Annotated in this window: 9 protein-coding genes; 7 read left to right on the top strand and 2 right to left on the bottom strand. The window is 49.9% G+C overall.

The window, feature by feature from the left end:
* Positions 1-151: 151 nt before the first annotated feature.
* Both BLS62_RS09045 and BLS62_RS09040 read right to left on the bottom strand, forming a co-directional pair.
* Positions 152-1663 carry a phosphomannomutase/phosphoglucomutase gene (locus BLS62_RS09045; protein WP_093179623.1) on the bottom strand — a complete coding sequence of 504 codons (1512 nt, stop codon included), beginning with the start codon at positions 1661-1663 and terminating at the stop codon, positions 152-154.
* A gap of 117 nt (positions 1664-1780) precedes the next feature.
* Positions 1781-3169 (bottom strand): mannose-1-phosphate guanylyltransferase/mannose-6-phosphate isomerase, encoded by a 1389-nt coding sequence (locus BLS62_RS09040; RefSeq protein WP_093179620.1) that lies wholly within the window; start codon positions 3167-3169, stop codon positions 1781-1783.
* A gap of 229 nt (positions 3170-3398) precedes the next feature.
* On the opposite strand from BLS62_RS09040, the gene BLS62_RS09035 reads away from it, so the two are divergent.
* The 7 genes from BLS62_RS09035 to argE all read left to right on the top strand — a co-directional run bounded on the left by BLS62_RS09035 (position 3399) and on the right by argE (position 12232).
* Positions 3399-4712 carry an acetylornithine deacetylase/succinyl-diaminopimelate desuccinylase family protein gene (locus BLS62_RS09035; RefSeq protein WP_093179617.1) on the top strand — a complete coding sequence of 438 codons (1314 nt, stop codon included), beginning with the start codon at positions 3399-3401 and terminating at the stop codon, positions 4710-4712.
* 17 nt (positions 4713-4729) lie between these two features.
* The gene (locus BLS62_RS09030; RefSeq protein ID WP_093179614.1) at positions 4730-6241 is read left to right on the top strand and encodes an ABC transporter substrate-binding protein; all 1512 of its coding nucleotides are present in this window, start codon (positions 4730-4732) and stop codon (positions 6239-6241) included.
* Between the two features lie 199 nt (positions 6242-6440).
* Positions 6441-7388, top strand: coding sequence for an ABC transporter permease (locus tag BLS62_RS09025; RefSeq protein ID WP_093179610.1), 948 nt, complete (start codon positions 6441-6443; stop codon positions 7386-7388).
* Complete coding sequence (locus tag BLS62_RS09020) at positions 7385-8269, top strand: ABC transporter permease (protein ID WP_093179607.1); 885 nt, start codon at positions 7385-7387, stop codon at positions 8267-8269. The genes BLS62_RS09025 and BLS62_RS09020 overlap by 4 nt, the downstream gene beginning before the upstream one ends.
* Positions 8269-9909, top strand: a complete 1641-nt coding sequence (locus BLS62_RS09015; protein WP_093179604.1) for an ABC transporter ATP-binding protein — start codon at positions 8269-8271, stop codon at positions 9907-9909. The genes BLS62_RS09020 and BLS62_RS09015 overlap by 1 nt, the downstream gene beginning before the upstream one ends.
* Before the next feature lie 163 nt (positions 9910-10072).
* Complete coding sequence (locus tag BLS62_RS09010) at positions 10073-11005, top strand: ROK family protein (protein ID WP_093179600.1); 933 nt, start codon at positions 10073-10075, stop codon at positions 11003-11005.
* A 72-nt stretch (positions 11006-11077) separates the two neighbouring features.
* A complete protein-coding gene (gene argE / locus BLS62_RS09005) occupies positions 11078-12232 on the top strand; it encodes an acetylornithine deacetylase (RefSeq protein ID WP_093179596.1) in 1155 nt (384 codons plus the stop codon).
* Positions 12233-12363 lie beyond the last annotated feature (131 nt).

Below are 12363 nucleotides of genomic sequence, written 5' to 3'. Positions count from 1 at the left end.
TTTATAGCTGTTAAACGGCGATCCACGTTTCGCCCTCTCCCTCAAATTTTGCCCCGTCCCCAAATTTTTCCCGCCCAGAAATACCTGCAGGTGCATATAAAAAAGCGCCAGCACACGGCCGACGCTTTTGAGCTAAATCTCGTGATGGTGATCAGGCGAGTTCAGGTAGCATTTGGTTGTAGTCGCCAACCTCTGAGTTCTCATGGAGCACTGCATCCATTGCCTTGAACATCTCGTGAAGGCGAGCCTCTGAGATTGGGCTTTCCACCACAACTACCAGTTCCGGTTTGTTGGAGGATGCGCGGACAAGGCCCCATGTGCCATCTTCGCAAACAACACGAACGCCGTTCACGGTGATCAGATCAGCGATGTCGTGGCCGGAGACTTTTTCGCCTGCCGCATGCATCGCTTTGAACCTGGCAACAACACGATCAACCACATCGTATTTGATCTCATCTGCACATTTGGCCGCCATTGTTGGCGACCCCCATGTTTTAGGAAGATCCCGGCGTAGGTCCGCCATGGTCTTATCCGCATTGCGATCCATCATATCCAGAATAGCAATTGCTGAAACCACACCATCATCATAACCACGACCGATTGGTGGGTTGAAGAAGTAATGTCCCGACTTTTCAAAGCCAGCAACAGCACCAAGCTCGGCTACGCGGCGTTTGATGTAAGAGTGTCCGGTTTTGAAGTAATCCGTCTTTGCACCGTTCGCCTTCAACACAGGATCTGTGTGGTAGAGGCCGGTTGATTTCACATCAACAACGAACTGACTTTCTGGGTGGAGTGCGGAGATATCGCGGGCCAGCATGACGCCGACTTTATCTGCGAAGATCTCTTCCCCTTCATTATCAACCACACCGCAGCGGTCGCCATCGCCATCAAAGCCAAGGCCAACTTCGGCGCCGGTTTCCAGCACTTTATCGCGAATGGCATGAAGCATCTTCATGTCTTCTGGATTCGGATTGTAATTCGGGAATGTGTGGTCCAGCTCGCAATCCAGCGGAATAACATCCACGCCGATCGCTTCTAAAATACGCGGCGCAAATGCGCCTGCCGTACCATTGCCACATGCCACAACAGCTCTGATTGGGCGTTTCAATTTTTCGCGCTCAGCCAGGTCAGCTATGTATCGGTCTGCCAAGTCAGGATGGTATTTGTAGGCTCCGCCACCACGCAAATTGCTGGCTCCGCCCAGAACGATTTCTTTCAGGCGGCCCATTTCTTCTGGACCGAATGTCAGTGGGCGGTTTGCACCCATCTTCACGCCTGTCCAGCCGTTGTCATTGTGAGAGGCTGTCACCATTGCCACACATGGTACGTCCAGATCGAACTGGGCGTAGTAAGCCATTGGAGACATGGCGAGGCCGATATCATGCACTTTAATGCCTGCAGACATCAAGCCGGTGATGAGCGTCATCTTGATGGATGAGGAATAGCCGCGATAGTCATGACCGGTGACGATCTCAGGACGGACACCCAATTCATGAATAAGTGTGCCAAGCCCTTCCCCCAGAGCTTGAATGCCCATGAGGTTAATCTCTTCTTCAAAGAGCCAGCGTGCATCATACTCGCGAAAACCGGTGGGTTTGACCAGCGGTGTCGTTTCATAAGCCAACGTATTTGGTGTGAGCTGAGAGACCGGTTTAACTGACATATCTTCTCCTGCATAAACCTCATGCACTGCTGATACACAGCAGAGATGAAGCTTTTATCAAACCACGTTTCAATTCAGATAAAACTCTCAATCAAAGCGGATTTACTAAAGTGGTTTCTACACCCGTAGGACGTCGTCCTCGGCAATATATGCGCCGGACTGAACTTCGATCATACGAACCGGGATTTTACCCGGATTTTGTATCTTGTGCCGTGCGCCGAGAGGAACAAAGACAGACTGGTTTTCCGAGATCAGCTCGTCTTTTCCATCAATGGTCACTTCCAACGTTCCGCTGACCACTATCCAGTGCTCTGCGCGGTGGATGTGGCGTTGTAACGTCAGGCCTTTGCCCGGCTTTATCAGCATTGACTGAACACGGAACCGTTCACCCTCTGAAATCCGCTCGCTCCACCCCCAAGGCCGGTATACCCGCCGGTGTTGTACAGTCTCAGGGCGGTTGGCTTTATCCAGTTGCTCAACGATCTTCTTTACATCCTGAGCTTTGTCTTTTGCAGCAACAAGAAGGGCATCCTTGGTATTGACGATCATCACGTCTTCCAACCCAACGACGCTGACGAGTGCATCTTCAGAATAAACGAGGCAATTTTTGGACTGTTCGAAGATGGCCTCTCCTAAAGTGGAGTTACCCTCATCATTCTTTTCCATAGACTCCCAAATTGCAGGCCATGAGCCCAGATCACTCCAGCCGGGATCAGTTGGGACGCAAGCGACATCCTCTTCCTTTTCCATAATGGCATAATCAAAGGAGATGCTGCGCACTTGGGAAAATGCGTCTTCATCCAAACGGAGAAAGTCCAAATCTTTGCGTGCGTTTTTATGGGCAGCTTCCACATTTTCCCAAATATCCGGTGCGTGTTTTAAGAAGGCATCGCGCATGGTAGCGGCAGAATACATAAAGATACCGGCATTCCAGAGATAATTACCGTTTGCCAAAAACGTTTGAGCGGTTGCTAAATCCGGCTTTTCGACAAACCTCTCCACTTTACGAACCGGCTCTGCTCCATCGCAGAGCTTAATGTAACCGTACCCGGTGTTGGGATCGCTTGGCTCAATTCCAAAAGTGACGATTTTGCCGCTTTCAGCTGCTGTTCTGGCGGCCTCTACTGCGCACATAAACTCGCCATCATCCGCAATCAAATGATCTGAAGGCAGCAGCAGAACCAAAGCGTTCCCATCACTTTCCAATGCCATGAGAGCTGCAAGAGCAGCTGGAGCTGCGGTATTGCGTCCACACGGCTCCAGAACGATGGCCTGCGGATCGATGCCAAGCTCTGCCATTTGCTCGCCGATCAGGAAGCGATGATCCTGATTGGAAATGATCAGAGGCGGGCGAAACAGATCTGAGCTGACCCGTTCGCATGTTTTTTGGAAAAGGCTTTGCCCGGAGAAAATAGGCAAAAATTGCTTGGGTCGCTCTCTGCGAGACAAAGGCCAGAGGCGAGATCCAAACCCACCCGACAGAATCACAGGAGTGATTTTGGTCATAATATCGCTACTCATATATTCAGGATCATTTCAAAACAAAGACTAAAGGTATTGGTAGACTCAGTTACGGCTGGCACAAACCCTGAAAACACGTGGAGTTTCAGTGTTCCACACATTCCCACAGACAGCATCTCACCCCAAATGCCCCTTATTTTTAGGGGGTACACAGCTGTATTTATAGTCGCCACCATACTCCTTTGTTCATTTAAGCATTTAAATTGGGGGGAGTATGCGGCGCGAATTAACGCAGCGTGTTGAGAGTAAATTGCAGGACCTAATAGCTCTTACTCAAGACCTAATTGCCTTTCCCACCATTAATCCTCCGGGTGAAGCGTATCAACCCTGCGCGCAATACATTGGTCAACGCCTCTCACGTAAAGGCTTTAGCGTTGAATATGTGCGGGGCGAGCGTGCGCCGGGTGACACAGATAAATATCCTCGCATCAATGTCATTTGTAGGTATGAGGGGAAAGGCCCCGGCCCTTGCGTTCATTTCAACTCCCATATTGATGTTGTTGAAGTGGGACACGGGTGGACCGTTGATCCGTTTGGCGGAGAGATCAAAGATGGCAAAATATTCGGTCGTGGCTCCTGCGATATGAAAGGTGGCCTTGCCGCTTCAATCATCGCAGTAGAAGCCTTGATCGAATGTTACCCTGATTTCTGTGGTGCTCTTGAGATATCGGGCACTGTTGATGAGGAATCAGGCGGGTTAGGCGGTGTCGCCTATCTGGCAGAGCGGGGCTATTTCTCCAAACCACGCGTTGACCATGTTATTATTCCCGAACCTCTTCACAAAGATCAGATCTGCCTCGGCCACAGAGGTGTTTGGTGGAGCGAGATTGAAACACGCGGATCCATTGCCCACGGTTCCATGCCTTTTCTTGGGGATAGCGCCATACGACATATGAGCGCATTCCTGAGTGTGTTGGAAGATGAACTCTACCCTGCGTTAAGCAAAAAGCAGACACAAATGCCTGTTATTCCACCGGGCGCACGGTCTTCAACTTTAAATATCAACTCGCTGCACGGTGGGCAGGAGGAAGGCCATGCTGGTTTACCCTCTGCCTGTGTTGCCGACAGTTGCCGTATAATCCTTGACCGACGCTTCCTTATTGAAGAGTCACTTGAAGAGGTAAAGGCGGAGGTGGTTGAAATATTGGAGAAACTGCGTAAAACACGTAGGAACTTTGAATACGAACTTAAGGATCTGCTTGAAGTTCTGCCCGTGATGGCTGAAAAAGACTCTGCAGTTGCGCAAGCAGTCGCACAGGGAATAAAAGCCGTGCTTCACAAAGATGCTTCATATGTTGTTTCACCGGGTACGTATGATCAAAAGCACATCACACGATTGGGCCATTTACAAGACTGTATCGCGTATGGCCCGGGTATACTTGAAATGGCGCACAGACCGGACGAGTTTGTTGGAATTGAAGATCTTGTCGACAGCGCTAAGGTTATGGCGCTCGCCGCCTACTCTCTTCTAACAGAGCCAGATGCAATGCCAGTCAAAAGAACACTGTCGGATCACGTGCACTCTTAAAACAAGGACGGAACGGAATGCATGCAAAGTCATTAAAAGGTCGGCTGCTTTGCCTTGCTGGAGGCGCGGCCCTCGTTCTTGTTGCACTTACAGGTGTTAACGGATCTGCCGAGGCTAAATCCTCTCTCTCGCTTGGTATGGTGCTGGAGCCTCCGCATCTTGATGCAACAGCTGGGGCTGCCGCCGCGATCGATGAAGTGGTTTATCAGAACATTTATCAAGGCCTGACACGCATTGGGCCTGATGGAGGCGTCTTACCGTCGCTCGCCAAGTCATGGGAGTCTAGCGAAGATGGGCTGTCCTACCTGTTCCATTTACAAACCGGTGTCACGTTTCATGACGGCTCTCCATTTTCGGCAGCAGATGTAAAATTCTCACTGGACCGTGCGCGTGCAGACAACAGTGTGAACGCGCAAAAGCCGTTGTTTGCCAATATCTCTAAGGTTATTGTTGTCGACCCGCAAACCATCAACATTGTGCTCAGCGCACCAAGTGGCAATCTTGCTTACAACTTAGCGTGGGGCGATGCTGTGATCGTTTCCCCAGCTTCTGCGGATACCAACAAGACCAAACCAATTGGCACCGGGCCTTTCAAGTTTGACCGTTGGTTGAAGGGGCAAGAAATCCGCATCTCTCGCTTTGATGAGTATTGGGGTGACCAACCAAAGTTAGAAAAAGCGGCCTTCCGGTTCATCTCTGACCCGAATGCTGCCTTTGCCGCTATAATTTCCGGTGATCTGGATGCATTCCCGGGCTTCTCAGCACCAGAAACAATTGCTCAGTTTGAAATGGACCCACGCTTTGAAGTCGCAATTGGCACTTCAGAAGGTGAAACCATCCTTGCTATGAACAACATGCGCGGGCCATTAAAGAACAAAATGGTTCGTCAAGCTATTTCTCTCGCGATTGACAAACAAGCGATAATTGATGGAGCCATGTTTGGACTGGGAACTCCAATCGGAACGCACTTTGCACCGCACCACCCTGCTTACAACGATCTGACGGGATTATACCCTTATGATCCTGCCAAGGCCAAAGAGTTACTCACAAAAGCTGGATATCCGGATGGCTTCAAAGCAACATTAAAACTTCCTCCGCCCACATATGCCCGTCGCGGCGGCGAGTTGATTGCATCTGATCTGAAGAAGATTGGCATTGATCTACAGATAGTGCCAATTGAGTGGGCGCAGTGGCTTTCCGAAGTCTTCAAAGAGACCAACTACGACTTTACAATCGTATCTCATGTTGAACCTATGGATATTGGCATATACGCAAGAGACCAATATTATTTCAACTATAAGAGCGAGCCTTTCAAGAAATTGATTGCTGAACTGAACCAAACAGCAGGAGAAGCAAAGAGGTATGAGTTGTTAAAACAAGCGCAACAAATCATCTCTGAGGATGCGGTCAACGTCTACCTGTTCCAACTTGCAAAAACCGGCGTTTGGGACAGCAATGTAAAAGGTCTTTGGTTAAACTCCCCAACTCCAGCCAATGATTTATCACAGGTATATTGGGAAAATAACTAAAAATACCTAGTGATTGCACATAGATATATACACAGGGGCTGCTGCTGCGACCGCCTTGGCAGTCCTTCACAATTGCTATTTTAAGGCATTTAGTTTAAGCGAATTTAAGTTTTTGTAGCTGTACGAACAGTACTTCTCACACTTTTTGTTGCCTATGGCCTGCACTGTTCTGGCCTGATCGGCATAGCGGATTTGTCGAATGTTTTGGTTCGCGTTCCTTCGCCTTCTTGGTCTTTTGACAACTCTGTTCGCTGCGAGCCTTGTCATCTTCCTTGTGTTAGAGGTTCTTCCCGGTGATCCGGCTGAAGTCATGCTTGGTCTCAACGCTCAGGCTGACACGCTTGCAGCCTTGCGTGCTGAGCTCGGTCTTGATGCCCCCATTGCGACCCGCTATTTCCAATGGGTAATCGGCATGTTTCATGGCGACTTCGGAATTAGCTACACCTATTCTGTACCTGTATCTGAACTGATCTACGAGCGGGTTCAAGTCAGTCTCCCGCTTGCGTCCGGCGCTTTAGTACTTTCAACGCTCATTGCAATTCCCATAGGGGTTTACTCTGCTCGCTATCATGGTCGCGCGGTTGACACCGGCATCATGTCACTTGCTCAAATTGGCATTGCCATTCCCAATTTCTGGATTGCCATTCTGTTGGTTTACGTGTTTGCGATTGTCCTGCGTGTATTACCATCCGGCGGCTTTCCCGGATGGGAGACCAGCTTCTTTGGGTCGTTGCAAGCTTTGCTGTTACCGGTTGTCGCGCTTGCCTTGCCTCAAGCCAGTATTCTGGCTCGGATCATGCGTTCTTCCTTGTTGGACGTCTTGCACGAAGATTACATTCGCACCGCGCGTGCAAAAGGTCTTTCGAACAAAGCAACGCTCTGGCGCCATGGTGTCCGTAATGCGCTCATCCCTGTGCTGACAATTATGGGTTTGCAGTTTTCATTCCTAATTGCTGGAACAGTCATTATCGAAAACGCATTTTACTTACCCGGTCTAGGTCGGCTGATATTCCAGGGAATCACGCAACGAGATCTCATCGTTGTGAAAAGTGGTGTGATGCTCTTAGTAGCAATCACCATTGCTGTGACATTCCTCGTGGATCTTGCTTATGCAGCTATCGACCCAAGACTGAGACAACCCACATGAACGACGAGTTAGCTAAATATTCCACCTCCACAAACTACGATGAAGTCTCCATTTGGAGAAAAGCGCTTCACAGCCGCTCTTTCATTATAGGATCTTTTTTTGCAAGCCTTATCCTGATTGCAGGCGTTTTGTCGCTGTTCTGGACCCCGCATGCAATTGACGTTCTGAACGTTGCAAACAGACTAAAACCCTCCAGCAGTGACTTCTGGTTTGGAACAGACCAATACGGCAGAGGTATTTTCTCTATGCTGATGATTGGAGCCAGAACGTCCATTATCGTTGCTCTGATCGCGGTTAGCATTGGCATGCTTATTGGTGTTCCACTTGGCTTGCTGGCAGCTGCGAAGCGTGGACTATTGGAAGAGTTGGTGATGCGGACAACCGATCTGATCTTCGCTTTTCCTTCGCTTTTGTCTGCTGTTCTCATCACCGCGATTTTTGGTCCGGGCACAATCAATGCAATCCTTGCCATCGGTATTTTCAATATTCCTGTCTTTGCCCGGGTCGCTCGTGGCGGAGCCATGAGTATTTCCGGGCGTGAGTTTCTGCTGGCTGCACGTCTTTCTGGGAAAAACTCCTTTTTGATTACACTTGAGCATGTCATTCCCAACATTGCGAACCTGTTGATCGTTCAGGCAACCATTCAACTGTCACTCGCCATTTTATCCGAGGCTGGGTTGTCCTATCTCGGTCTTGGCACGCAGCCTCCCATGGCGAGTTGGGGTCGTATGCTCTTTGAGGCACAAACTATGGTGGCCTTTGCACCGCAACTGGCGCTTTATCCGGGTCTTGCAATCATTTTTTCCGTACTCGGGTTCAATCTGCTTGGTGATGGATTGCGCGATTTGCTTGATCCTAAAATGCGGCGGAGGGTTGCTTAATGCCGGTCTTCACAGCCAGAGATCTGTGCATCTCAATTAATAAAAAAGCCATATTGCGCAACGTGAGCTTCACTCTTGAAAAAGGCCAGATACTGGGCCTTGTGGGAGAAAGTGGCTCCGGAAAATCCATGAGTGCGCTCGCGGCCATGCAGTTACTTCCAGAAGGGGCTAACCAAATTGGTGAATTGTTGTTTGATGGCAATAACCTGACGGGTGCATCTGACAAACATATGACCCGTGTTCGGGGTAACGACATCTCTATGGTGTTTCAGGAGCCGCTGACTGCACTCAATCCGACCCGCACCATCGGGGATCAGGTTTCTGAAGGGTTGCGCTGGCATCTCAAGCTCTCCCGCAAGGAAGCTATGGAGCAGACAATTGATGTGCTCCAGCGTGTTGGACTTGGCTTGGAATATGAGCTGCTGAAACGTTTCCCGCACCAGCTTTCGGGCGGGCAGCGCCAACGTGTCGTTATTGCGATTGCAATTGCCTGTAAGCCGCAGATCCTTATTGCAGATGAGCCAACCACCGCACTTGATGTGACTATTCAGGCGCAAATATTAAACTTGCTGAAAGACATTGTTCGCAAAGAACAGATGGCACTCTTGCTCATCTCTCACGACCTTGCTGTTGTCGCAGAAATGGCGGACAATGTGGCGATCATGAAAGACGGTGTCATTGTTGAGCGTGGGCCAACACGCCGGTTGTTCGAGAACCTGTCTCACCCTTATTCCAAACGGCTGTTTGAAGCCTCGAACCACGTTCCGGTGCGCCGCAAGGAGCCAGTCGATGAAATTGCTCAACCACTACTAAAAGTGAGTAATGTAGTTCGTAAGTACCCGATGCCGCGCGCCAGTATTTTCAACCGCCGTCAGTGGCACAAAGCAGTTCAGCGTGTATCATTCAACATCGCACCTCGGCAAAGCATGGGTCTTGTGGGTGAGAGCGGCTGTGGTAAATCCACATTAGCAAGAGCTATTCTGGGACTAACGCAACCCAATTCCGGCAGCATTCAGTTTCTGGGCAAAGACCCCTATTCTGTCACGCGTAAAGAGCGCCAAGATTTACAACTCGGCATCCAGGCCGTTTTTCAGGACCCATATGGAAGTTTTGATCCACGCCACAAAGTTGGTCGAACGGTTGGAGAACCTCTTCACCTGATGAGGCGGGAACTCAGTAGTGAGCAGCGTGAGAAGCGGGTTCATGAGGTTTTGGAGAGCGTTGGACTGTCTACAGCGGATGCTAGTAAGTATCCGCACGAGTTTTCTGGCGGGCAACGACAACGTATTGCCATTGCGCGTGCGCTGGTGACGAGTCCCAGTCTCATTGTGGCAGATGAACCCGTCTCAGCGTTGGACGTCTCTATTCGCGCTCAAATACTGGATTTGTTTGCTGATTTACGTGACCGTCTTGGCATGGCTTACCTGTTTATCTCGCACGACCTTTCTGTTGTGCAGGCCATTACCGACCGTGTGATTGTGATGAACGCCGGTCGTATTGTTGAAGAAGGGCCAACGGCTGAGGTGTTTGCAGCACCTAAGCATCCTTACACACGCACATTGGTTTCTGCAGCACCGGATCTGAATGAAGCGCTGCGTCGCCGCAAAAACGAAGAAAATAATTCTAAAGGTACGCATTGAGCGCAATTGCCTGAGGCTTAAATTGCACGCTAATTTACTGTTGCTCTTTCCGGGTTAATGCGTCGAGGAGCGATGATACCTGTGCATCGCAGCTGAGTTATGTAATATTTGCGGCAAGAGGATGACAAGCATCAAAGCTTGATATGGGAGTATTTTCAGAGACATGCGTATTGGACTTGACTGGGGTGGCACTAAAATTGAACTTCTCGCACTTTCTAATGAAGGTGTAGAGCTCTTTCGCAAACGTGTTCCGACCCCAAACAATGATTACGAAGGCTGTATAGAAGCGGTTGTGGGTCTTGTCGCAGATGCCGAAGCTGCAACAGGGCAGGTTGGTACTGTTGGTATTGGTATTCCAGGATCAATTTCACCCAGCACCGGTCTGGTTAAAAATGCCAATTCTATATGGATGAACGGTAAACCGCTGGACAAAGATCTTTCTGAAGCTTTGGGCCGCGAAGTGCGCATTCAAAACGATGCGAACTGCATGGCTGTTTCTGAGTCCATTGATGGCGCAGGCGCAGGCTGTGGTGTCGTTCATGGTATCATTATTGGGACTGGCTGTGGTTCCGGCATTGCAATCAATGGTCGTCCTCACAAAGGTGCCAATGGCATCGGAGGTGAATGGGGCAACGTGACTGTGCCTTGGTTGCAGGACGGTGAGTTTCCCGGCCCTCTCAACTGGACAGGCCACCACGGCACCATTGATCTTTTGTGCTCTGGCACCGGCTTCCAGTGGGATTATGAGAACGCAACGGGCAAAAAGCTCAAAGGCCGTGAGATCATTGAATTGATGCGCGCTGGGGATGAAGACGCGAGCGCAAGTTATCGTCGCTATGTAAGCCGTCTTGGCCGTGCGATGGCAATGGCTGCGAATATTCTTGATCCAGATTGTTTCGTGCTTGCTGGCGGCATGTCCAATGTGGAGGAAGTCTACCGTGATCTTCCTGCGGCAATGAAGCCCTACATTTTCTCAGATGGCTATGACTTTGACATTCGCAAAGCCAAACACGGAGACAGTTCCGGGGTCCGCGGTGCGGCATGGCTGTGGGGACAAGACGAAACAACGCAACGTCATATCAACGAAAGCTCGTAAACGTACTTTTCCTTATGGAATTCTCTTTCTATAGTCGGACTTCACGAATCTGATTTTTCGAAAGAATTTCCCATGACAATGACGAGCCAAGACGTCCTTGCAAAGCTGGTTAGCTTTGACACAGTCAGCGCAAAATCAAATCTCCCTCTCATCAAGTGGGTGGAAGAGTACCTGAGTGATCTGGGTGTCTCTTCTTCCCTGCTTTACGATGAGAGCGGCGAGAAGGCGAGCTTGTTTGCCACGATTGGCGGCTCTGGTGATAACGGTTACATTCTTTCCGGCCACACTGATGTTGTGCCTGTTGCAGGACAAAACTGGACCACAGATCCTTTCACACTACGTGAGGAAGACGGCTTGCTTTACGGGCGTGGCTCCTGTGACATGAAGGGCTTTGTTGCCTGTTCGCTGGCCAAAGTGCCTGACATATTAAAAGCCCCTTTGAACAAGCCGTTTCATCTTATGTTTTCATACGATGAAGAAACCGGTTGTACCGGTGTTCAGCCCGTTCTTCGCAAACTTGCGGGTGAAGGCTTTAAAGCAGAAGCTTGTTTTGTTGGTGAACCAACTGACATGCAGGTTGTTGTTGCTCACAAATCCAAAGCCTCTTACCGGGCGATCTTTACCGGACTTTCCTGCCACTCCTCCCTTGCTCCGCAGGGCGTCAATGCCGTTCATTACGGTGCACGCCTTGTTGCCAAGCTGGAAGAGATGGCGCGTGAGCTGGCCGCTGGCCCAAGCGACGAGCTGTTCGATCTGCCTTACTCCACGGCCCATACTGGCGTGATGAGCGGTGGGACTGCGCTCAACATCGTGCCGGAGCACTGTGAAGTTATCTTTGAATTCCGCGTTCTGCCGACAGAAAGCCTGCAGACGTGTATGGACGAGATTAAGCGTTATGGCTTTGAAGAGCTGTTGCCAGAAATGCGCAAGGTCTACGATAAGGCTAATATCGAATTTGTGCCTTACTCCGAGATTCCCGGCCTCGACACTGAAGTTGAAGCAGATGTAACTGTGCTGGCTAAGAAGCTGGCTGGTCGAAATGACCATGCAAAGGTTGCGTATGGCACGGAAGCCGGGCTTGTTCAGGAAATCCTCAAAGTTCCAACTGTTGTTTGTGGTCCAGGTTCCATTGAACAGGCGCACAAGCCAGATGAGTACATCAAAAAATCTGAACTGGATAAATGTGACGGTTTCCTTGATCGTTTGATCCAGCACGCTTGTAACTAAGCAAGAGGAATGGGTGCAATTTGTTTTCAGCAGTTGCACCTCCCCTCTCGTTGCGATAAGAAACTGCCATGATGACTATGCACTCTCAAAATATGCAGTGTTGGTGGCGCCGTTAACGGTGGCTGATCACG

The sequence above is a fragment of the Pseudovibrio sp. Tun.PSC04-5.I4 genome (genome assembly GCF_900104145.1).
Classification (GTDB): Bacteria; Pseudomonadota; Alphaproteobacteria; order Rhizobiales; family Stappiaceae; genus Pseudovibrio.
Note: the sequence above shows the minus strand (reverse complement) of the source record. Positions and strands in the feature narration are given on the sequence as shown.

Coding starts and splice junctions, on each gene's coding strand:
- BLS62_RS09040 (WP_093179620.1), bottom strand. CDS start 3,169: ATGACCAAAATCACTCCTGTGATTCTGTCGGGTGGGTTTGGATCTCGC.
- BLS62_RS09035 (WP_093179617.1), top strand. CDS start 3,399: ATGCGGCGCGAATTAACGCAGCGTGTTGAGAGTAAATTGCAGGACCTA.
- argE (WP_093179596.1), top strand. CDS start 11,078: ATGACAATGACGAGCCAAGACGTCCTTGCAAAGCTGGTTAGCTTTGAC.
- BLS62_RS09010 (WP_093179600.1), top strand. CDS start 10,073: ATGCGTATTGGACTTGACTGGGGTGGCACTAAAATTGAACTTCTCGCA.
- BLS62_RS09045 (WP_093179623.1), bottom strand. CDS start 1,663: ATGTCAGTTAAACCGGTCTCTCAGCTCACACCAAATACGTTGGCTTAT.
- BLS62_RS09025 (WP_093179610.1), top strand. CDS start 6,441: ATGTTTTGGTTCGCGTTCCTTCGCCTTCTTGGTCTTTTGACAACTCTG.
- BLS62_RS09015 (WP_093179604.1), top strand. CDS start 8,269: ATGCCGGTCTTCACAGCCAGAGATCTGTGCATCTCAATTAATAAAAAA.
- BLS62_RS09030 (WP_093179614.1), top strand. CDS start 4,730: ATGCATGCAAAGTCATTAAAAGGTCGGCTGCTTTGCCTTGCTGGAGGC.
- BLS62_RS09020 (WP_093179607.1), top strand. CDS start 7,385: ATGAACGACGAGTTAGCTAAATATTCCACCTCCACAAACTACGATGAA.